The sequence below is a fragment of the Lacimicrobium alkaliphilum genome (assembly GCF_001466725.1).
Lineage (GTDB): Bacteria > Pseudomonadota > Gammaproteobacteria > Enterobacterales > Alteromonadaceae > Lacimicrobium > Lacimicrobium alkaliphilum_B.
Map to the genome: position 1 here is coordinate 2,977,819 of NZ_CP013650.1, position 21,987 is coordinate 2,999,805.

At 51.1% G+C, this 21,987-nt stretch carries 20 protein-coding genes; 6 read left to right on the top strand and 14 right to left on the bottom strand.

Translation table 11 applies throughout. The features are described 5' to 3' along the window. Positions 1 to 5 precede the first annotated feature (5 nt). From AT746_RS13510 to AT746_RS13520, 3 genes are read right to left on the bottom strand one after another with little or no spacing between them, the layout of a single operon-like run. Entirely contained in the window at positions 6 to 1,127 is a 1,122-nt protein-coding gene (locus tag AT746_RS13510) for a hypothetical protein (RefSeq protein ID WP_062481149.1), read from the bottom strand. Next, positions 1,120 to 1,746 carry a hypothetical protein gene (locus tag AT746_RS13515; RefSeq protein ID WP_062481151.1) on the bottom strand — a complete coding sequence of 209 codons (627 nt, stop codon included), beginning with the start codon at positions 1,744 to 1,746 and terminating at the stop codon, positions 1,120 to 1,122. The genes AT746_RS13510 and AT746_RS13515 overlap by 8 nt, the downstream gene beginning before the upstream one ends. Then, positions 1,740 to 2,288: a GspH/FimT family pseudopilin gene (locus AT746_RS13520; protein ID WP_231730940.1), complete on the bottom strand. Its 549-nt coding sequence runs from the start codon at positions 2,286 to 2,288 to the stop codon at positions 1,740 to 1,742. Before AT746_RS13520 ends, AT746_RS13515 begins: the two co-directional genes overlap by 7 nt. Before the next feature lie 125 nt (positions 2,289 to 2,413). On the opposite strand from AT746_RS13520, the gene AT746_RS20090 reads away from it, so the two are divergent. After that, positions 2,414 to 2,788: a type IV pilin protein gene (locus AT746_RS20090; protein ID WP_062481153.1), complete on the top strand. Its 375-nt coding sequence runs from the start codon at positions 2,414 to 2,416 to the stop codon at positions 2,786 to 2,788. A 71-nt stretch (positions 2,789 to 2,859) separates the two neighbouring features. On the opposite strand, the gene ispH is transcribed toward AT746_RS20090, so the two are convergent. The 6 genes from ispH to murJ all read right to left on the bottom strand — a co-directional run bounded on the left by ispH (position 2,860) and on the right by murJ (position 10,233). Beyond that, positions 2,860 to 3,801, bottom strand: coding sequence for a 4-hydroxy-3-methylbut-2-enyl diphosphate reductase (gene ispH / locus AT746_RS13530; RefSeq protein ID WP_062481154.1), 942 nt, complete (start codon positions 3,799 to 3,801; stop codon positions 2,860 to 2,862). 10 nt (positions 3,802 to 3,811) lie between these two features. Further along, positions 3,812 to 4,246: an FKBP-type peptidyl-prolyl cis-trans isomerase gene (fkpB, locus tag AT746_RS13535; protein ID WP_062481156.1), complete on the bottom strand. Its 435-nt coding sequence runs from the start codon at positions 4,244 to 4,246 to the stop codon at positions 3,812 to 3,814. After that, positions 4,239 to 4,736: a signal peptidase II gene (gene lspA / locus AT746_RS13540; protein ID WP_062481158.1), complete on the bottom strand. Its 498-nt coding sequence runs from the start codon at positions 4,734 to 4,736 to the stop codon at positions 4,239 to 4,241. Before lspA ends, fkpB begins: the two co-directional genes overlap by 8 nt. Next, positions 4,729 to 7,557 (bottom strand): isoleucine--tRNA ligase, encoded by a 2,829-nt coding sequence (ileS, locus tag AT746_RS13545; protein ID WP_062481160.1) that lies wholly within the window; start codon positions 7,555 to 7,557, stop codon positions 4,729 to 4,731. The genes lspA and ileS overlap by 8 nt, the downstream gene beginning before the upstream one ends. 71 nt (positions 7,558 to 7,628) lie before the next feature. Continuing rightward, positions 7,629 to 8,552, bottom strand: a complete 924-nt coding sequence (ribF, locus tag AT746_RS13550; protein WP_062481162.1) for a bifunctional riboflavin kinase/FAD synthetase — start codon at positions 8,550 to 8,552, stop codon at positions 7,629 to 7,631. 112 nt (positions 8,553 to 8,664) lie between these two features. Continuing rightward, positions 8,665 to 10,233, bottom strand: a complete 1,569-nt coding sequence (gene murJ / locus AT746_RS13555) for a murein biosynthesis integral membrane protein MurJ (protein WP_062481164.1) — start codon at positions 10,231 to 10,233, stop codon at positions 8,665 to 8,667. A gap of 176 nt (positions 10,234 to 10,409) precedes the next feature. Here murJ and rpsT point away from each other — a divergent pair, with 176 nt between their 5' ends. The 4 genes from rpsT (at position 10,410) to AT746_RS13575 (ending at position 13,910) form a co-directional block, all read left to right on the top strand. After that, positions 10,410 to 10,673: a 30S ribosomal protein S20 gene (gene rpsT, locus AT746_RS13560; protein ID WP_062481166.1), complete on the top strand. Its 264-nt coding sequence runs from the start codon at positions 10,410 to 10,412 to the stop codon at positions 10,671 to 10,673. 256 nt (positions 10,674 to 10,929) lie between these two features. Beyond that, positions 10,930 to 11,205 (top strand): hypothetical protein, encoded by a 276-nt coding sequence (locus tag AT746_RS13565; protein WP_156413701.1) that lies wholly within the window; start codon positions 10,930 to 10,932, stop codon positions 11,203 to 11,205. 102 nt (positions 11,206 to 11,307) lie between these two features. Continuing rightward, positions 11,308 to 12,102 carry a UDP-2,3-diacylglucosamine diphosphatase gene (locus AT746_RS13570; RefSeq protein ID WP_062481170.1) on the top strand — a complete coding sequence of 265 codons (795 nt, stop codon included), beginning with the start codon at positions 11,308 to 11,310 and terminating at the stop codon, positions 12,100 to 12,102. Positions 12,103 to 12,197: 95 nt separating this feature from the next. Further along, entirely contained in the window at positions 12,198 to 13,910 is a 1,713-nt protein-coding gene (locus AT746_RS13575; protein WP_062481172.1) for a GNAT family N-acyltransferase, read from the top strand. On the opposite strand, the gene dapE is transcribed toward AT746_RS13575, so the two are convergent. Beyond that, positions 13,892 to 15,067: a succinyl-diaminopimelate desuccinylase gene (gene dapE, locus AT746_RS13580; protein WP_062481173.1), complete on the bottom strand. Its 1,176-nt coding sequence runs from the start codon at positions 15,065 to 15,067 to the stop codon at positions 13,892 to 13,894. The genes AT746_RS13575 and dapE overlap by 19 nt on opposite strands. Positions 15,068 to 15,220: 153 nt before the next feature. On the opposite strand from dapE, the gene AT746_RS19925 reads away from it, so the two are divergent. After that, positions 15,221 to 15,394 (top strand): hypothetical protein, encoded by a 174-nt coding sequence (locus AT746_RS19925; RefSeq protein WP_197414261.1) that lies wholly within the window; start codon positions 15,221 to 15,223, stop codon positions 15,392 to 15,394. A gap of 197 nt (positions 15,395 to 15,591) precedes the next feature. Here AT746_RS19925 and AT746_RS13585 read toward each other — a convergent pair whose 3' ends face one another. The 4 genes from AT746_RS13585 to AT746_RS13600 form a co-directional block, all read right to left on the bottom strand. Continuing rightward, a complete protein-coding gene (locus tag AT746_RS13585) occupies positions 15,592 to 18,459 on the bottom strand; it encodes a M16 family metallopeptidase (RefSeq protein ID WP_062481175.1) in 2,868 nt (955 codons plus the stop codon). 280 nt (positions 18,460 to 18,739) lie between these two features. Next, positions 18,740 to 19,870 carry a sodium ion-translocating decarboxylase subunit beta gene (locus tag AT746_RS13590; RefSeq protein ID WP_062481177.1) on the bottom strand — a complete coding sequence of 377 codons (1,131 nt, stop codon included), beginning with the start codon at positions 19,868 to 19,870 and terminating at the stop codon, positions 18,740 to 18,742. Positions 19,871 to 19,878: 8 nt separating this feature from the next. Then, entirely contained in the window at positions 19,879 to 21,660 is a 1,782-nt protein-coding gene (gene oadA, locus AT746_RS13595) for a sodium-extruding oxaloacetate decarboxylase subunit alpha (RefSeq protein WP_062481179.1), read from the bottom strand. Positions 21,661 to 21,672: 12 nt separating this feature from the next. Further along, on the bottom strand, positions 21,673 to 21,921 hold the full coding sequence (locus AT746_RS13600; protein ID WP_062481181.1) for an OadG family protein: 249 nt from the start codon (positions 21,919 to 21,921) through the stop codon (positions 21,673 to 21,675). Positions 21,922 to 21,987 lie beyond the last annotated feature (66 nt).

Sequence of the window (21,987 nt, forward strand, 5' to 3'; positions counted from 1 at the left end):
AACCCCTAAAAATCCCGCCAGCTACCCGGGATGCGCCCGACGCGGCGAAAGGCGTCATGCTGTTTGATTGACTCCAGGACGTCCGCATCATAAACCGCGTTATAGGTACCATTGGCATGTCCTATAGGGTGGTTAGACGCCACTGTCCCATTTACCCTGGCGCCCCCCGCCATATCAATTTCAAAGTCTGATACCACCCCCGGTTTCCTGAACGAAAATAAAATTCCGAACAGTTCCACACCACCATTCATATTGATATCACCATCTGTAACAATCACTATCACAGGAGCTGGCGTACTACCGACCACTGAACCCGCATTGAGGGTACAGTCGCCATCGACCCATATCAGGCCAAACGAAGCTGCGTTGAGTGCACTGCAATCTGCCAGAGTCTGATCCGCTTCAGCTCTCAGTTGCGGCCACTCGGCTTCTGGTACATTAAACAAGTATTCCATTAAGTCATCGGGGAAACCGGGATCATCATCAACAATATCCAGGTTCTTAATGCCCTTCTCAGAGTATGGGCTGGTACTGCAGTTACCATCATTAAACTCCTGCAAACCGCAGGTTGTGCCACTGCCATTGTTCATATCTACACTCTGATCTGTCCAGATAGACAAAGGCACACCAGTACCACCCCCATTAGGGTTTGCAGTAACTTCGAAATTACCACCAACGGCCATGCCCCCGGCGACAATGAGCGGCGCGTCGGGAGGATTAGCCAACACAGAATAGAGCAACGCCGACTCCCTTATGGTGGTGGTGGCGAGACCATCAGCTGATGTGCCCACTGACTGTAAATCAACGACGGTTACAGTGGTTGACTGCCTGGCGACCTGTTGTCGGATGCCTGTTACCGCGTATGAGGAGTTTTCCGGGAGTATTGTGTCTATCTGAGAACCATCCCAAGCAGAATCTTCGGACAGTCTTCCTAAAGCTTTCATCAGCCCGGCTTCTGCGGCGGCAAAAGACAAGGCGTAGTTCTGTTCATTGAGCAGGGTTTTGTGCTGCAGGGTTTTTACCCGGCCTGTGTAGAGGGTCACCATTAGCACTAACATCAACAGCATTACAACAGAGACAAGCACCATTGCGCCCTGACATCGATGAACAGCGACCACTTTAATCATAAGCTCTGACCATCAGGGTCTCCTGATAGCGTCGGTTGAATTCAGGTTTACCGATAAGTTCTCCCACTATCTCTATATCAACCTGATAGCTGGTGACCTGGCCATTGACGGTTTGCTTGAGGGTGAAGATTAACGCTGTTATTTCAACCACCTGACTATCCGTAAGATCCTGCCAGCCTCCTTGTGTACAGCCAGTGCCCCCCTGTCGCACCTCCACGGCTCCGTCTTTTAACCGGAAACCATATCGTTCATTCGGATTTTCCAGATCCAGGTTACCGTTGAAGTTGGCGTCATAACTAAACAGAATACAACTGTTTGCCGGTTCCCCTGGGTAAGAGCCAAGGGTAATAGTGGAAGAAAAAACAGCTGGATTATCCGTTGGATTCTGCACAACAGACATAGCATTACCATTGATACCAGCTCGACGTACCTCTCGACCTATGAGAAATATGGCTGCTCTCATTTCTTCTGTTAACCGTGACTGCCCAAGCAGATTGGCATTGGTGCCAATGCCATAACCAGCTACAGATGCAAGCAGTGATAGGGATGTTAATCCCAGCAGCATGGAAATCATCAGCTCTATCAGACTGGAGCCCTTTTGACGGATTCGGGTTAACATGGAGGATAACCTCCCGGGGTACCGCTCTTTGCACAAATTCTGACTCTGCCCAGGTTGCTCATCACCAACCGCAGGGCATGCTCACCATCGGTGAGTTCAAGCGTCCCCGCGTTACCGGCTGCCATTCCCCGCCGGCCATCAATTACCGCCAAACCGTCATCGAATGTCAGCTTACTCAGATACACACCGGGATAATCGTAGGCGTTGACAAGATGCTCGACATTATCAACATTGCAGCTGTCAGCGATGTTGCAATCACAAGGGCCAGAATCGCTCAGACCCAGGCACCAATTGCTGCCTGGTACAAAGTCGATAGCAATATCATTGCCTGTGCTGATTGCCATTGAGCGGGCGTATTGCAGCATAAAGTAGCCACTTTGCGCCGCACCTTTGACGCGTTGAGACCGGAACGTGTCCAGCACTGCCGGCGCACCGAGCGTCACTGTTATGGCCACCACAGTTACAACGATCAACAACTCCGTGAGGGAGATGCCGCCACAAGTCGCCAGGGTATATCGGGAAGGGTTCGAAAGTTTATCCATCACCACATACTCTCCATAGTATTTCCTGAATACCAACGATTACATCCGGTTGGTATAAGTGCAGCTATACATCCATTTTGCACATTGGCTATAATTTTAGTTCAATTTGGAAGAGATGATGAACCATGAAGGTTAAAAATTTTAGCGGCTATACACTGATAGAATTGATGATAGTGGTAGCTATTGTTGGCATCATTGCTGCCATTGCCATTCCTTCCTACCAGAGCCAGATATCAGGCTCCAGGCGCAATGATGCGAAACAGCAGTTACTGCAATTACAGATTCAGCAGGAAGCCTGGCGGCTGGAGAATGATCAATACGCAGATACGGCACAATTAGGCATGCCGGCAAGTGATTATTATACTTTTACCGTTGAAAATGCGACCGCTACTACCTATACCCTGAAAGCAACCGCCAAAGGCAGCCAGACTTCTGATGCTGCCTGCACCCCCCTGACCCTGGATCAGTCAATGGCAAAAGCACCTGCTGGTTGTTGGTGAGTGACGAATGCTGAGTGATAAATATCAACTCATCACTCATAATCCGGATACCAACCCGCTCCATCTGCGGATTAGAGCTGTTTGATTCGCAGCTCCTTGGGTACCGCAAATTCAATGTTTTCCTGACGGCCCGCCGTTTCGGTCACTTCAGTGGCCCCCCAGAATTTAAGCTTGTCCACCACGCCCTGCACCAGCACCTCAGGTGCGGAAGCCCCTGCGGTTACACCGATATGCTCCGCTTTTTCCAGCCATTGCGATTGAATACAATCTGCACCGGCAATCAGATGAGCACGGGCTCCGATTTTTTCCGCCAGCTCCTTTAAGCGGTTTGAGTTGGAGCTATTCTGAGCCCCCACCACCAACAGCACATCACATCGACTTGCCAGCTCACGTACCGCATCCTGGCGATTCTGCGTGGCATAACAGATATCATCTTTGCGCGGTCCTTCAATAGCCGGGAATTTCACCCGCAGCGCATCGATCACATCGGCGGTATCATCCACCGACAGAGTAGTCTGACTACAGTAATAGAGCGCCTGCGGATTTTTGACCTGAAGTTGCTCCACATCGGCCACCGACTCCACCAGATAAATGCCACCATTGGAATTATCATACTGGCCCATGGTGCCTTCCACTTCCGGGTGCCCCTGATGGCCAATAAGAATGCACTCCACTCCTTTCTTGCTCGCCCGGGTCACTTCCATATGGACTTTGGTGACCAGCGGACAGGTTGCATCAAATACCTTAAGTCCGCGATCCTCGGCTTCTTTACGTACCGCCTGAGATACGCCATGAGCTGAGAAAATCACAATGCTGCCGTCGGGTACTTCACTGAGCTCATCCACAAAACAGGCACCACGCTCCTTCAGACCATCCACCACAAATTTGTTGTGTACCACTTCGTGGCGCACAAAAATGGGTGGGGAGAATATTTCCAGTGCCCGCTCAACGATTGTAATAGCGCGGTCAACGCCGGCACAGAAGCCTCTGGGGTTTGCCAGGTGAATTTGCATAGTTTCTCTTTTAGTTTATCTGTACGATTTCAACATCGAATACCACCCTGTGGCCAGCCAGGGGGTGATTAAAATCCACTGTAACCGAATCACCGGCCACCGCACGAACAATCCCGGGAATTTCTGCACCACCAGGCTGTGAAAAGGCGATAATCATGCCTTCCTTCGGCGGCGCATCGGCGGTAAAACGGCTGCGATCCATATGGTGGATATTATCGGGGTTTGGCATCCCAAAAGCATCCTCAGGCGCCAGCGTAAAAGCCTTCTTTTCGCCTTCATGCATGCCAAGCAGGCAGGCTTCAAAGTTTTCCGTCAGACTGCCGTCACCGATTTTAAGCTTAGCCGGTTTATTATTCACTCTGGTGCTGTCTGCGGCTGAGCCATCTTCGAGCTTGAGGTCAAAATGCAGCACCACCTCACTGTCGGCTCCTATTACTTTAGCCATCGGCTTTTACCCCATTATTATAAAAGGCATCAATGATCAGCATCGCAGCGCCGATGAATATCGCGCTGTCGGCCAGATTAAAGGCCGGCCAGTGCCAGTTTCCAACGTAGAAATCCAGAAAATCCACCACATAGCCATAGACCAGACGATCATAAAGATTTCCCAGCGCCCCGCCAAGAATCAGGCTGAATGCACAGGGCAGCAGCACCTGCTCTTTTTTAGTCTGCTTAAGCCACACCAGAATGACAATGCTGACGGTAAGAGCAATAGCTGTAAAGAACCAGCGCTGCCAGCCTCCGGCGTCACTTAAGAAACTAAAGGCAGCCCCATAGTTATGCACATGAGTAAGATTGAAAAAAGGCAATACAGAGATGGACTGATACAAATCCATGCCATTGAGCACCCATACTTTTGTCAGTTGATCGAGAATCAGTACCAGGCCTGCCAGCCACAACCAACGCAGCCCGGTCGTTTTAAACAACTTAAGCATAGTGACGTTGCTCGCCCTGACCTTCAACATTGTCAATACAGCGGCCACACAACTCTGGGTGCTGCTCATGGCTGCCCACATCTTCGCGATGGTGCCAGCAGCGCACACATTTGCTACCTGCAGATTTCGCCACACTGACCCACAGGCCAGGCAGTTCTGATGCAGTCAGGCCCTCAGGACGCTCCTTCTCATCAATCACCTGTACTGATGACGTAATCAGCACAAAACGCAGCTCATCCGACAGTTTGGCCAGATCCGAAGCCAGTTGTGCTGAGGCATAAAGTGTCACTTCGGCTTCCAGAGAACCACCGATAAGACCATCTCTGCGGGCCTGTTCCAGGGCCTTATTCACCGCATCCTTGACCTCTATCAGCTGTTGCCAGTAGGCATTACCCAGTTCATCTTCTACGGCCAGCTTGTTCAGGCCGCTGTACCATGTGTCAGTAAATACATACTGCTGTCGTTTGCCGGGCATGGCCTGCCAGATTTCCTGTGCGGTAAAGCTCATGATCGGCGCCATCAGACGCACCAGCACTTCGGCAATATGGTAAAGCGCAGTCTGACAGGAACGACGGGCAACACTGTCAGCCTTGGCCGTATACTGTCTGTCCTTGATAATATCCAGATAGAAACTGCCCAGCTCTATGGAGCAGAAGTTCATCAGCTTCTGGGTCACCACCAGAAAATCATACTTATCATAGGCATCGGTCAGTTCTTCCTGCAGCAATTTGGCCCGACCCACGATCCAGCGATCCAGTGCCACCATTTCAGCAGCTGGCACCTGGTCTTTATCGGGCTCAAAACCACTGAGGTTAGAAAGCAGGAAACGACAGGTATTACGGATGCGACGATAGGCATCGGCGGCCCGTTTAAGGATCTCATCAGAAACGGTCATTTCACCACGATAATCGGTGGATGCCACCCAAAGGCGCAGAATATCGGCACCGAGTTTATTCATGACATCCTGTGGCGAAACCACATTGCCCAGAGATTTGGACATTTTCTTGCCCTTGGCATCCACGGTAAAACCATGGGTCAGCACCTGTTTATAAGGCGCATGGCCTTTGGCAGCCACAGAGGTCATCAGCGATGACATAAACCAGCCACGATGCTGATCTGAACCTTCCAGATACAGATCTGCAGAAGCCGGAATATCATCGCGACGATCCACCACAAAATAATGGGTTACACCGGAGTCAAACCAGACATCCAGGGTATCTTTAACCTTAACGTATTCGTTGGCGTCCTCACCCAGCAGATCCTTGGCATCCAGATCCCACCAGGCCTGAATACCCTGTTTTTCAACCTGCTGCGCCACTTTTTCCAGTAGGTTGTGGCTGTCTGGATGCAATTCACCACTGTCTTTGTGCACAAACAACGCAATAGGTACACCCCAGGTGCGCTGGCGTGAAATACACCAGTCAGGGCGGCCTTCAACCATGCCTTCTATACGGCTTTGGCCCCAGTCCGGGATCCACTGGGTGTTGGCAATTTCCTTAAGTGAGTCACGACGCAGACCATTTTTATCCATGCCGATAAACCATTGTGGCGTGGCGCGGAAGATAATTGGCGTTTTATGGCGCCAGCAATGAGGATAACTGTGCTCATAGGCATGGTGATGCAACAGATTGCCCTTTTCTTTGAGCACCTCAATAACATGATCATTGGCTTTAAACACATGCTCACCGGCAAACACCGGCGTGTCTGGCAGATACACCCCGTTGGCACCCACAGGATTAACCACCTCCAGGCCATATTTTTTGCCGACGATAAAGTCATCCACACCATGACCAGGCGCAGTATGCACACAACCGGTTCCGGATTCGGTAGTCACATGATCGCCCATGATCACCGGCACATCATAATCATAGAAAGGATGATGCAGACGCAGGTTTTCAAGCTCTATACCTTTGCAATAGCCAAGGGCGTGATACCGGCTGATACCAAACCTGTCCATACAGCGATCCATCAGCTCAGCCGCCACAACCAGACGCTTTTTACCACTGTCGGTATCGGCCTGAACCAGGCAGTACTCTAAAGAGGGATGCACGCAGATAGCCTGGCTGGCGGGCAGCGTCCAGGGTGTGGTGGTCCACATCACCACAGAAACAGGCCCTTCACCCACATGATTTTCCGGATGCTTAAAGGCCTCAATCAGTGCGGTTTCATCAACAGCAGGATAACCTACATCAATGGAAGGCGAGACTTTATCCTTATACTCCACTTCCGCTTCCGCCAGCGCCGAGCCACAATCTGTGCACCAGTGCACCGGTTTAAAGCCTTTCTCCAGATGGCCGGCATCGATGATCTGCCCCAGAGCCCGGATAATGTCCGCTTCGGACTGGAAATCCATGGTCTTATAGGGTTTATCCCACTCACCAAGCACGCCAAGACGGATAAAATCGGTTTTCTGCCCGGCGATCTGCTTTTCGGCATAGTCGCGACAATGCTGGCGGAACTCCGCTTCAGTGACCTTTTTGCCCGGTTTGCCGACCTTTTTCTCCACCTGCAGTTCGATTGGCAGACCATGGCAATCCCAGCCGGGCACATAAGGGGCGTCAAAATCAGCCAGTGTTTTGGACTTAACAATAATGTCTTTGAGGATTTTATTTACCGCATGGCCAATATGGATATTCCCATTGGCATAGGGAGGACCATCATGCAGGATAAAAGGCTTGTTGCCAGCCTTGGCCTGCCGGATTTTGTAGTACAGGCCATCTTCGGTCCAGGCCTTTAGCATCTGTGGCTCACGCTGAGCAAGATTGCCGCGCATGGGAAATTCAGTTTCCGGCAAATTCAATGTATGTTTGTAATCGCTCATCGATCCTCTGTTCCACTGTCTGTCAATTAGTATTCTGTTCGTCTAACACTGACGAACGGCATCATCGCCCATCACGCCGAAAGTAACATCCTGGCCTGCTTTGCATCCTGTTGGATCTGTTTCTGTAGCTCCTCCAGCGAGGCAAACTTAATCTCATCACGAAGCTTGGCCACCAGCTCCACCTCCAGAGTCTTACCATACAAGGAGCCACTGAAGTCAAACAAATGCACTTCCAGTTGTGAACGCTGGCCATTTAAGGTCGGTCTGGTGCCGATATTGCAGACACCGTTAAAGGTTTTACCACAGACGCTGGCCTTTACCGCAAATACACCCGCCACTGGGGCACGGCACCGGTTTAACAATACATTCGCCGTTGGGAATCCTATTGTACGGCCGTTCTTGTCGCCATGTACCACTTTGCCCACCAGACTGAAAGGACGACCCAGCATGGCCTTTGCCCGTTCAAAGTCACCTTCTGCAAGGGCTTCGCGTACGGCAGTGGAACTGATGCGGCAATCCTGCAGACGAAAACTGCGGGTACTGACTACGTCAAAACCCCAGCGTTGTCCTTCCCGTTCAAGCATGGAAAAATCGCCCATGCGGCCCTTGCCAAAACGAAAGTCATCGCCCACCACCAGAAATTTCACACCCAGCTTTTTCACCAATAACTGTTGCACGAAAAATTCGGCACTGTACTGGGAAAAACGCCGGTCGAAACGGATACACAGCAACCTGTCCACTCCCAGACGCTTTAGCTGGGTATATTTATCTCTTAACCTGCTGATACGGGCCGGTGCCGTGTCAGGTGTAAACAGCTCTTCAGGTTGCGGTTCGAACACCATCACCGTGGCCGGTAGCTGCATTCTTCTGGCCTGTTCAATCAGGTTACGGATCACCGCCTGGTGACCCAGATGAACACCATCAAACTTGCCTATGGTCAGCACACAACCTTTGTGTCTGTCGCGGATATTATACAGCCCACGAATCAGCTCCACCCACTGCCCCTTTATTGATCAAACCGGTTAAACAAAAATCACGGGATTATAACTGACTGGGGGGCGAATTAAACCCTGTAACCATTTTACTGGTTACACCGTACTGGCAGAATCAGCCAGACAATGGCTGACGGTTCAGATCCTTAGGTCTGATCCCCACGATCAGGGCTGTCAACACCAGGCATCCGGCACCGGCACCAATCAGCCAGCTCAACTGAAGAACCTGTTCTGTCACGGTCCAGCCAGCCCACTGGGTATGTTCCGGCATCAGATAAAACAGCACCCCAACCATTGCGGCTGTGGCACCAATGATCCGGGCGATAAACCACAGGCTGTCGGCATCCACCTGGTAAACCTGTAGCCGGTGTAATTTCTGATATAGCAGAAAAGCGTTCAGGCTAGCAGACAACGCGGTCGCCATCGCCAGTCCCACATAACCAAAAGGGATGGCCAGGATAATATTAAACAGCATATTCGCCGCCATTGCCCAGATGCCATAACGCACCGGTGTTTTGGTGTCCTGACGGGAGAAAAAGCCAGGAGCAAACACCTTCACCAGCATAAAGCTCAGCAGCCCGGCGCCGTATGCCATCAGGCTGTAAGAGGCCATCCGGGCATCTTCAGCAGCGAATTCACCGCGTACAAACAACACAGTCAGTAAGGGCTCCGCCAGCACGATCAACCCCGCTGAGGCCGGGATCCCCAGAATACAGACCATCCGCATGGCCCAGTCCATATTGGCACGAAACTGGTGACCATCAGCGCTGGCATGATTGCGCGACAAGGTCGGTAAAATAACGGTGGCAATAGCAATACCAAACAAACCCAGCGGAAACTCCAGTAAACGATCCGAGTAATACAGCCAGCTGATCGAACCGGTCACCAGAAAACTGGCAATCAGGGTGTCCAGCATCAGATTAATCTGACTCACCGACACTCCAAACAACGCCGGGATCATCAGCCGCCTGACTTTACTGACCTTTTCATCCCGCCACCCCCATCGGGGTCTGACCAAAAGCCCGGTGCGACGTAAAAAAGGCCACTGGAACAACAGCTGTACTATGCCGCCGAAAAACACACCCCAGGCCAGTCCTATCGCAGGCTCGTCGAGCTGCGGCGAAAGCCAGATGGCGGCACTGATAATACAGACGTTAAGCAGTACCGGCGTAAAGGCCGCCACAGCAAAACGATTCAGAGTATTGAGAATGGCACCACTGAGGCCGGTCAGAGTAATAAAGAAAAGATAGGGAAAGGTAATTTTCAGCATCAGTGAAGCCAGTTCAAACTTAGCCCCCGCCGGTTCGTCAGCCACATAGGCAAGAAACCAGCCGGTCCCGAATAATGCCGCCAGCACTGGCGAACCGATGACACCCAGTAATGTAACAATTAAAACGAAGGTACCCAGGGTTCCTGCGACTCTGGCGATAAAGAGTTTAAGCTGTTGCTCATCATCCTGTCTCTGCACTTCACTGAGTACCGGCACAAAGGCCTGAGCAAAAGCGCCTTCTGCAAACAAGCGACGCAGAAAGTTGGGGATTTTATTGGCGAAAAAAAACACATCGGCGGCGGCACCGGCGCCCATCAGATTGGCCACCACCATATCCCTGATCAATCCCAGCACCCTTGATAATAAGGTCATGCTGCTGACGATAACGCCTGATTTCAACAACTTAAGTGACACAACCCGCCCCTGAATTTATAACAGGCGGTATTATGAGCTATCTGCAGGGGTTTTAGAAACCCTATTATCTGCCTCTTTTGTGGGTAATATTCCAACAAAAGCATTTGACAACCAGCAACATAAAAGGAATAATCCGGGCCCTTAATTTTTGACTAAATTCTTTTGGGAGTTTCACCTTGGCTAACATCAAGTCTGCTAAGAAACGTGCCATCCAGGCCGAAAAGCGCCGCCAGCACAATGCCAGCCGTCGTTCAATGACGCGCAGCAGTCTGAAAAAAGTACTGGCTGCTATCGCCGCCGGTGACAAGACTACTGCACAGAGTGCTTATGCTGCTGCTGTGCCGCTGCTGGACCGTATGGCAACCAAAGGCTTGATCCACAAAAACAAGGCTGCTCGTCATAAGAGCCGTCTTGCTGCTAAGATCAAAGCCTTGGCCTGATATACAGGGTTTCAGTACAAAAAGCGCCTTAAGGCGCTTTTTTTATGCGCGTATCGTCCCTAAGGCAGAATGCCTGATTCAAAAGGACGGTATACCGGAAATGCCGGGAACACTTTCTCCGATGTCACGTTCGTTTACAATTCTACACAGTCCCGCACAAGACAGATAACAAGCGCCTTTGCTACTATATGACTCCGTATCTGCCCGGCTACAACCAAGGTCTACCGTGAATGTCCCCGTCTCAAAAGTCATACTTTTGCTCACAATGATCGCGTTGCTGGTTATCGCTGTCTTAGTGCCTATGCCAGAGCTGGTCACCTATGAGCGGGCCAATGTGGTCTCTAAAGGTGTCTACTGGCGCGGGCTGGGAGAAACTGGCAAGCTGCTTGATGCCAGGGCTAGCTTTGTCAAAATTGATGAAGATACCGGCTATCTGTTTGTCTGTCATGATATGCCATCCATGAATGCCTGCCAGCAGTACCGTATTATTGAGCGTCAGGGACCGATTGCCGCCCTGTCACATATGCTCTGAATGCCAATAGGCCGACGCTGTCATCACAACTTCAAATATACGTCACTAAAGTGTAAGAGGGTCCCGTTAGCCTTGGGTTAAAAGTCCGATAGTGGAAAGCCCATGACTCACTCAGCGCACTACCGTACCCTCTGGCTGTCAGATATTCACCTCGGTTATAAAGACTGTAAAGCAGAATACCTGCTCGATTTCCTCGATCATTGTCGGGTCGATACCTTGTATCTGGTGGGTGATATTGTGGATATGTGGGCCATGAGCCGCCAGTTTATGTGGCCCAAAGCGCATAACCAGCTGTTTCACCGGCTTTTAAGCCTGTCGCGCGAGGGAACCCGCGTTATTTATCTGCCGGGCAATCATGATGAGCCGATTCAGAAATATGACGGTATGGCTTTCGGTGATATTGAGATCCATCGCCAGTATGTGCATACCACAGCCGATGGACGAAAACTGCTGCTGATGCACGGCGATCAGTTTGATCAGGAGGTCTGCTTTGGCCCTATGCATGCCTGGATAGGCGATAAAGCCTACGACCTGTTGTTGTTTACCAACCGCTGGTACAACAGGCTGCGCACCGCCATGGGCTATCCGTACTGGTCTCTGGCTGGCTATATCAAGAGCCGGATTAAAGGTGCCAACGAGGCCATCGCCCGCTACCGGGATATCGGCTGTCGGGTGGCCCGCGAAATGGGCATGGATGGCATAGTGTGCGGACATATTCATCATCCGGAGATCCTGCAACAGCAAGAGATATTATATTGCAACACCGGCGACTGGATAGAAAACTGCTCCGCTCTGACCGAAGACCGCCATGGCTGTTTACAACTGGTTTACTGGACCGCTCAGCGAGGACAGGTTCATCATCTGAGCAAACCAGCAAAGAGCCAGAAGGCAGCCTGATTCACCGGACTGACATAATTTCGCCATAAAAGCCTCATCAAATCGTCATTTTTGCGCTCTAGACTGACCACAAATACCACGAGTCCAAGAGTGCCATGTTTACTGTTGATGACGTGCTGCAAAAGCATTACCCCAAGCTGACTCAAAACCCCCTTATTTTCGGCTCCGCTCGCTTTGTTCTGCGCCGGTTATTACACGAAAGAGAGTTCCAGGATTTTTCCCGCGACTACCCTCACCTGCAGGGACTGGAGTTTATCGAACAGGTGCTGGAATATTTTGATTTCAGCTATTCAGTCAGAGACAGCGAGAAAGAGCGGATTCCCACTCAGGGCAAACTGGTGATCATTGCCAACCACCCCATTGGCACACTGGACGGACTGGCACTGATAAAAATGGTCAGTGAAATCCGCAGCGATGTAAAAGTGATCGCCAACGAGATGCTGATGGCCGTTGAGCCGCTGCACAATATGCTGATCCCCGTCAATAATATGCAGGGCGGCACAGCCAGAGGACAACTTAGCAAAATACAGCAGCATCTGGCCGGCGAAGGGGTACTGATTATGTTTCCTGCCGGTGAAGTTTCCAGACTGCGCCCTCAGGGCGTCAGAGATACACGCTGGCAGCGCGGCTTTTTACGGATCGCCAAAGCCGCAAAAGCGCCAATACTACCTATTTTTATTGACGGTAAGAACTCGCCCTTATTTTATGGCGTATCCATGCTGTACAAGCCCATGGCAACCCTGTTGCTGGTGGCAGAAATGTTCAAGCAACGAAAGAAACACCTGCCCATGCGTATCGGAGAGATGATTCCTTTTGATGCCTATCAGGGGCAACATATTACGCCCAGTCAGAAGGTCAAACTGTTCAGAAAACATCTCTATCGTATCGGACAGGGCCGCGATGGCATATTCGTTACCCAGAAGGCCATCGCCCTGCCAGAGGATCGTCGTGAGCTGAGTAAAGCCATAAGAAAAGACTGCGAATTACTCGGCGAGACCGGCGACGGCAAACAAATTTATCTGTATCAGCACCGTGGCAGCAGTGCCGTGCTGCGCGAAATCGGCAGATTGCGTGAAGTGGCGTTTCGCGCCGTTGGCGAAGGCAGTAACAAGCGCCGGGATATCGATCAGTATGACAGCCACTACTACCACCTTATTTTATGGGATAAAGAAGATCTGGAGATCGTCGGCGCCTACCGCTTTGGCGATGCCCGCAAGCTCAGCTCCGACAGCCAGGGCCCCGGGCTTTATTCCGCCAGCCTGTTTGACTATGGCAAGCAAATGGATCACTACTTTGAACAGGGCCTGGAACTGGGGCGCAGTTTTGTGCAGCCTAAGTACTGGGGTAAGCGCAGCCTTGATTATCTCTGGTATGGCATCGGTGCCTTTTTAAGCCGCCACCCACATTATCGCTACCTGTTTGGCTCAGTCAGTATCAGTGGTGCCCTGCCGGGCCCTGCCAAAGATCTGCTGGTGCAGTTTTATCAACTCTACTTCGCCGGCGAACAGGGCATTGCCGTATCTAACCGGCCCTACTCCCTGCCCGCAGATTTACAGAACCTGTTTGTTGGCGATGATTACAAAAGCGACTTCAGTAAACTGAAACACCTGTTGGCCAATATGGGCGCAGCGGTCCCGACCCTGTACAAGCAATATACAGAGATCTGTGAGCCCGATGGCGTGCAGTTTCTCAGCTTCGGTGTCGATCCTGATTTCAATGATTGTGTGGACGGTCTGGTACTGGTGGATCTGACCCGCCTTAAGGACAAGAAACGTCAGCGCTATATACCTCAGCAACAGGCATCCTGAATAGTACTGAGCAGGCTGGTGTAGATATCTTCCAGTAAACGCAAATCTTTGAGTCGCACCCACTCGTTGACCTGATGGATACTGGCGTTGGGTACGCCCAGCTCAATCACCTGAGTGTCTGCACCGGCAAAGAAACGACCATCTGAGGTGCCCCCTGAGGTTGAAAGCACAGGAAAGGCACCGGTGTGTTTATGGATAGCCTGTTCTGCATAGCCGATCAGACTGTCGGATTTTTGTGGATGAGTTAAATAGGGGGCACAGGGGCGCTCCCATTCCAGCTCGAAGTCATCGGTTTGCATCGCCACCGCCTGTGTAATCAGGGCTTCCAGTTCAGACTGTGTAAACCTGTGGCTATAGCGCAGATTAAAGCAAATATCACACTGCGCCGGTACAATATTATCGGTAAAATTACCCGAGTCAATATGCGTCACCTGCAGGCCGGTACCGGGAAAATCATCGCTGCCCTGATCCCACTCGATATCATTGAGGGCGCTGAGTACCCGATTCATTTTATGAATGGCGTTATCGGCAAACTGGGGGTACGCCACATGACCCTGCCTGCCGAATACCCTGAGTCGCGCGGATACAGCACCGCGGCGGCCGGTTTTAATGGTATCGCCGGTAAATTGTCTTGCGGTGGGCTCACCCACCACACAATAATCCAGCTTGGTCTGCCGCTCATCCAGCCAAGCTTTGATCAGCCTGGAGCCGAATTCTGCTTCCCCTTCTTCATCGCTGGTGATCAGCCACATTAATCTGTAGCCTGGCTGCGGAGTTTGTACCAGAAAACGCTCGGTGGCAGCTAACATGGCACCGATACCGGTTTTCATATCCGCGGCACCACGACCAATAAGCCGATCGCCGACAATATTGGCAGCAAAGGGGTGGCTGTGCCATTTCTCCGGCGGCCCCGGTGGTACCACATCAGTATGTCCGGCAAAGGCCATTGTTTTAATACCCTGGCCAAAACTGGCGATAAGATTGCTGACGCCATGCTGGTGAATAAACTCACATTCAAAGCCCATGGCGCTGAGCTTTTCAGCCAGCCACAACTGACACCCTTTATCTTCGGGGGTCACTGAAGCACGACGCATCAGGTTCTGACTGTATTCAAGAGAAAGAAAGGTTTCTGAATCAGGATGTCTGTGAGCGGACATAGTTAATTGGCCTGACGCTTAATCATTAGGCTATTAAATAAACTCCCTATGACAAGCGCATGGCAAATCCAAGACAAACAGATGACAATGGCAATACTCCAATGAATAAAATAGAATCAAAGGGTTACCAGCTTCTAAAACAAAGGAATCGCTTTGCTAAGACTATTGTTTCTCATCCCCGCCGTTCTTTGCCTGCTCTGGTATCTGTACCTGCGTCATCAGGGCTATAGCCTCGCGCAGGGCAAGCAGGGATTTATCTATATTCTGATGTTTTCGGCCGTGATCGGTGCCTTTTATACGCTGATGTTATGGCTTACTCACCTGTAAACCTATACCTGTCTGGAACATAACAGCCAGTACCCCTTATCTGGCCAATCCGGGAGGCAAGACGGGCTTACTTTTACTCCGGATGCTCCAGTTCGAAGAACACAGTATCTTTGCCCTCTCTTTTGTTCGCTAGTAAATCAGTCATGCTAAAAAATGCCAGTCAGTTGAACTGACTGGCATGATATTGGGCCCCATGTTTACAATGTTTGAAGCAATTTACCATCACGATCCAGTAAGATCGGCTCACTTTTGCTGAACTCTCTTACTCCCGGCAGTTGCGTTTCAGCGTCGCCGACCACAATATAGTGCATCTGCTGCTCTTCACCGTACTTCTTAAACGTGGCACGCGCCTGCTCAAGAGGCATTTCCTGTAGCACCTTCTGGTCCTGTTCCAGGAAATTCAGTGGCAGATCCAGACGATCGATATCGAACATCATCTGAACCAAATCGCCGGTGGTTTCAAAGCGCAAGGCGTTGCGCTTCAGCAACAGGTTTTTAGTATTGTCCAGATCCTGCTGGGTATACGTTTCATCATACTGACCAATCAGCTCACGAAACAGCTGCAGTGATTCCAGCGTTACGTTAGCACGCACCTGAGACTGCACCACAAAGGGAGCGACATAATTTCGCCTGGATATGCCGCTGTAAGCCCCATAGGTATAGCCCTTTTCAATACGCAGCGTCTGAAATAAACGCGCGCTTGAGCCTCCGCCCAGACGGTTCTGTGCAACATAGAAGGGGTAGTAATCCGGGTGCCGACCTTCCATTGCGGGTTTACCCGCCATAATTACAGACTGCTTGGCCCCTGGGATATCAATAAAAAATACCTTAGCCTGCTCAATCGGTTCCACATCTGGTAGAGCTGGGATTGCCACTGGCTCACCCTGCCAGCGCTTTGTCAATGGTTTAATCGCACCACGAATTTGTGCTTCACTGATATCACCTACCACATGCAGAGAGGCATTCTGCGGGCTGAGCTTTTGCTGATAGAACGTTTTCATATCATCCAGGGTCAGCTCGCTAATGGTTTCCATTGTGCCGGCCGTTGGCATGCCAACTCGGTGCTCGGTGCCGTAAAGCTGTCGATAAAACGCAGTGCTGGCCACTCTGGACGGGTTGGCCTTGCTCTGCTGGATCAGATTAAGACGTCTGGCTTTGAGTCGCTCAAACTCGGTTTCGTCGAAACGGGGCTCAAGCAGCATTTCGGTGACCAGATCCATTGTTGCTTCGAAATTTCTCGCCAGCGTGGTACCACTGATCATCACCGACTCAAAACCGCCATTGACGGAGATTGAGGCGCCCAGAAGACCAATGGCATCTTCCAGTTGTTCGGGGGTTTTGTTCGCCGTGCCCTCATTCATCAGTTCGCCCAGCAAGTTCACTTGCCCCAGTTTGTCCTGTGCCTCCAATATGGCACCACTTTCAATCCGCAGAATAAACTCAACAATTGGCAGTTCATTGTGGGGCAGATGGTAGAGCGTCATACCGTTATCAATGTTACTTCGGCTTATCTCCGGCATGGTGACCACCGGCGGCTCGCCGAGAGGCGGCTCGGAACGGTCATGCAGGGTCGGTGTCTTTTTGTAATCTGCAATACTATCTGCGTCAAATTCCTGCTCAGCGCCCTCAACGATAGCCTCTTCTTTTACGTGCGCGGCAATTGCACCATCGACAATTAAATCCGGTTCATTATGTGGTACGAAGCTGGTCAGAATATATGGCTTATCTTTAATATACTGCTGGTATACCCGCATCACATCTTCGCGGGTGACGGCCTTGAGACGGCTAATATCTTCGGTCACAAAGCCTGGATCACCGGCAAACTCTTCGTAAACGCCTAACTGAAACGCTTTGTTCAGGTTGCTGGCAATGCCGCGGTAAAAGCTGGTTTCCTGACGCGCCTTAATACGCTTCAGATCATTGTCGCTGAACCCTTGCTGCTCAAACTGTTGCAAAGCCTTATGGATTGTTTGCTCAACAGCATCCAGATCCTGACCGGCATTGGCGCGCACGCGGATAGTGAAGGTACCGGCCAGCTCACTGCTGTCCTGAGAAGAAGATACACCGGGTGCGAGTTTGCCCTCTTCCACAATGGCCTTGTATAGCGGGGCCCGCTTACCAAAGCTCAGTATCTCGCCAAGAATTTCTAAGGCGTAGCTGTCCGGGTGGTAATCTTCCACCGTGGGCAGAGTCATGCGCAACTCTGGCACCCGGGCAAACTTATCCAGATGATACAGACTCCTGCTGCGTTCCAGCTCTACTGGCATGGGTTGCATATCAGGTACCGGCTCGGAGGCTTTGATTTCACCGAACCAGGCTTCAACCATGACTTTAGTTTGTTCGATATCAATATCTCCGGCAATTACCAATGTGGCGTTAGCCGGGCCGTAAAAACGCTGATAGAACTCCTTCACATCGCTTAACGTGGCAGCCTGCAAATCATCCAGTTCACCGATCACTGTCCAGCTGTAGGGATGACCTTCTGGGTACAGGTTTTTGCGGATAACGTGGTCGGTATGACCATAGGGACGGTTATCAACCCGTTGCCGCTTTTCGTTTTTAACCACTTGTTTTTCGCGCTCAAGGGCACCTTGAGTCACCGTGTTAATCATATACCCCAGACGATCCGAATCTATCCACATGACTTTCTCAAAGGCATCCTTAGGCACCACTTCGTAATAGATGGTCGCGTCTGACCAGGTACCGCCGTTACGGGAGCCGCCGAGCTCTTCAATCATCTTACGATTCGCACCCTGTGGTACATTTTCCGAGTCATTGAAAGCCATATGTTCAAAAAAGTGGGCAAATCCGGTGCGCCCGGGCTTTTCCCGACTCGAACCGACATGCACCAGCGTAGACACCGCCACCAGGGGATCAGACTTATCCTGATGCAGTATCACAGTGAGGCCATTATCGAGCTGATATTTTTCATAATCGAGTGAAAGGGTGTCGGGACTGGACGATGCCTGTTGCTGTTCTGCTGATACCGAACTGTCCGATGGCGGATTCTGACAGCCTGACAGGCCGAGACTGAGTAACGCTATCCAAAGCCACTTGTTGGTCATATTGTAATTCCTTGTTGTAATGATGTTTTCCTGTTTGTCGACGGACATTGCCGTCATGGTTACCATAATCTGACTGGCGAATCCTGTCCAGATACGAGTCGATATTCAACAAGCTGCAGCCTTGCAATCACAGGCTGATAGCAGCACACACCTGAGCCCCGAAAACATCAGATTGGCGCACAGCCAGTTGCTTGCCTGGTTACAAAAACCAAAAAAAAGCCAGTCCGCTGAGCGGGCTGGCTTTGTCAGTATCGCTTGGTGACTTTTTGCCGTACTGCAGTTATCCCACCAGTGCCAACAGAATACCGGCAGCTACTGCTGAGCCCAGCACACCGGCCACATTAGGGCCCATCGCGTGCATCAGCAGGAAGTTGTGGGGGTTAGCTTCCAGTCCCACCTTATTCACCACACGTGCTGCCATCGGCACCGCAGATACACCGGCTGCGCCAATCAGCGGGTTGACCTTGCCACCACTCAGACGATTCATCAGCTTGGCCATCAGTACCCCCGTGGCCGTACCAATAGCAAAAGCCACCGCCCCGAGCAGCAGAATGCCGAGGGTTTCCAAAGTCAGGAATTTATCTGCCGAAAGTTTGGAGCCCACTGCCAGCCCCAAAAAGATGGTGACAATATTGATCAACTCGTTTTGCGCCGTTTTACTCAGTCTGTCCACCACGCCACATTCGCGCATCAGATTACCCAGACAGAACATACCCACCAGCGGCGTAGCAGTGGGCAGTACCATAATAGTTAGCAGCAGCACCGCCAGAGGGAACAATACCTTTTCCTTTTTAGACACGGTACGCAGTTGCTCCATGCAGATTTCCCGCTCGGCCTTGGTGGTCAGAGCCTTCATAATAGGAGGCTGAATGATCGGTACCAAAGCCATATAGGAATAGGCAGCCACCGCGACTGCACCCAATAACTCCGGTGCCAGCTTTGATGCAAGGAAAATGGCAGTAGGCCCGTCAGCGCCACCTATAATAGCAATCGCTGACGCTTCTTTGAGAGTGAAGGCAAAACCGGGTACGGCATTGAGCAGAATCGCCCCAAACAGGGTAGCAAAAATACCAAACTGAGCCGCAGCACCGAGCAATAACATGCGCGGATTAGCAATCAGGGCGCCAAAATCTGTCATTGCCCCCACACCCATAAAGATCAGTAACGGAAAGACACCAGTATCGATCCCCACCGCATAGATGTAATAAAGCATGCCGCCCGGCTCATTGAAACCGGCCAGAGGAATATTGGCCAGCAACGCACCAAAGCCTATGGGTAATAACAACAGGGGTTCAAATTTTCTGACGATAGCCAGGTACAGCAGTAACATTCCCACCAGCATCATGGCCAGTTGGCCGACCTCAAAATTTGCTAATGCTGTGGACTGCCAGAGTATCTGCAACTTCTCCATGGTCTCAGTTACCCCAATGTCATCAGGGGCTGACCGGATTGCACCGCGTCCCCTTCACCGACCAACACTTCTGCCACCACACCATCATGGGCTGCACGCACTTCGGTTTCCATCTTCATGGCTTCCATGATCAGCACCACATCCCCCTTACTGACTTGCTCGCCGGGTTTGGCCAACAGCTTAAAGATATTGCCGGCCAGTGGCGCATTGAGGGTTTCGGTACCATCAACGCTGGTTTTCTGCGGTTGCTGCTTGTCGGCCTGAGGCGCCTCGGAAATATCCGTCAGCTCGCCGCTTTCTGCCACTTCAACGCTGAAGACCTTACCGTCAACCCGCACCGAGTATGTAGCCGGGCCTTTTTTTGCGCTACCGGAAGATGTCGGCGTGCTGGTCTGAGTACTGCCATCGGGAGCCGGCTCAAAGGCATCAGGGTTACCTCTGTTCTGCAGAAACTTGAGGCCTATTTGCGGGAATAAAGCATAAGTGAGCACATCATCAACTGTGTCTTTGGCAAGCTCAATATCTTCCTCTTTCGCCACATCCTTAAGCTCTTTGCTGAGCTTGTCCATTTCATCATCGATTAAATCCGCCGGACGACAGGTGATTGGCTCACCACCTTCGAGGACTCTGGTTTGTAGCTCTTTGTTTACCGGTGCGGCTGTCGCACCGTATTCGCCTTTAAGCACCGCGGCGGTCTCTTTGGTAATGCTCTTATAGCGCTCACCGGTAAGCACATTTAGTACTGACTGACTACCGACAATCTGGGAGGTAGGTGTCACCAGCGGAATAAAACCAAGATCTTCCCGTACTGAGGGAATTTCCTTTAACACTTCGTCCATTTTGTCTTCAGCGCCCTGTTCTCGCAGCTGATTTTCCATATTCGTCAGCATACCGCCGGGTACCTGCGCAATAAGAATACGTGAATCCACTCCCTTCAGGCTGCCTTCAAATTTGGCATACTTTTTCCGCACTTCGCGAAAATAAGCGGCGATCTCTTCGAGCTTGATCAGATCCAGCCCGGTATCCCTTTCAGTGTCTTCCACCATAGCGACGATAGTTTCGGTAGCCGAATGGCCATAGGTCATGCTCATAGAGGAGATTGAGGTATCCAGCATATCAATACCGGCATCAATGGCTTTTTGATAAGTGGCTGTGCTTAAACCCGTAGTGGCATGGCATTGCATAGTGATCGGCACTGCTACGGCTTCTTTAAGCTTAGTAATCAGTTCTTCGCAGGTGTAGGGTTTAAGCAGACCGGCCATATCCTTAATACAGATGGAGTGCACCCCCATATCCTCAATCTGGCGGGCCATATTGATCCACATATCCATAGTATGTACGGGGCTGACGGTGTACGACAGCGTACCCTGCGCATGGGCACCCACTTCCACCGCAGACTTGACTGCAGTTTGCAAATTACGTACATCGTTCATGGCATCGAAAATGCGAAACACATCCACACCATTAGTGTGTGCCCGCTCAACAAACTTGCGCACCACATCGTCGGCGTAATGGCGATAACCCAGCAAATTCTGCCCTCTCAGCAGCATCTGCTGTTTGGTATTGGGCATAGCCTTTTTCAGTTGACGGATTCTGTCCCAGGGATCTTCACCTAAGTAGCGTATACAGGCATCAAAGGTTGCCCCGCCCCAGGTTTCCAGAGACCAGTAGCCAATAGCATCAAGCTTTTCTGCAATCGGCAGCATATCGTCAAGGCGCATACGCGTGGCCAGCAGAGACTGATGACCGTCCCTGAGTACAACATCTGTAATAGCAAGTGGATTGGACATGGGATCTCCGAATTAAGGTTGTTTACGATACTGATGAACGGCAGTGGTAATAGCTGCTGCGAGTGCCGGTGAAGGCCCTTTGCGGGCGACAGGAAAACGCGCTCCGGTTCCTGATGGGGCAGCCCCCGGAAACTTCCGGCAAAACAGACTGATCAGAGACACAGCGCCAATCAACAGACCAAGAAAGGTAAAAACCACTACCATACCGACCACAAGCAGCAAACCTGCATCCTGTAACTGTGAATATAACTCTGGTGTCATCTGTCACGCCCAATTGATTGAAAGACCAGATAAGTAACATGGCGATCTGAAAAAAACAATATAAGC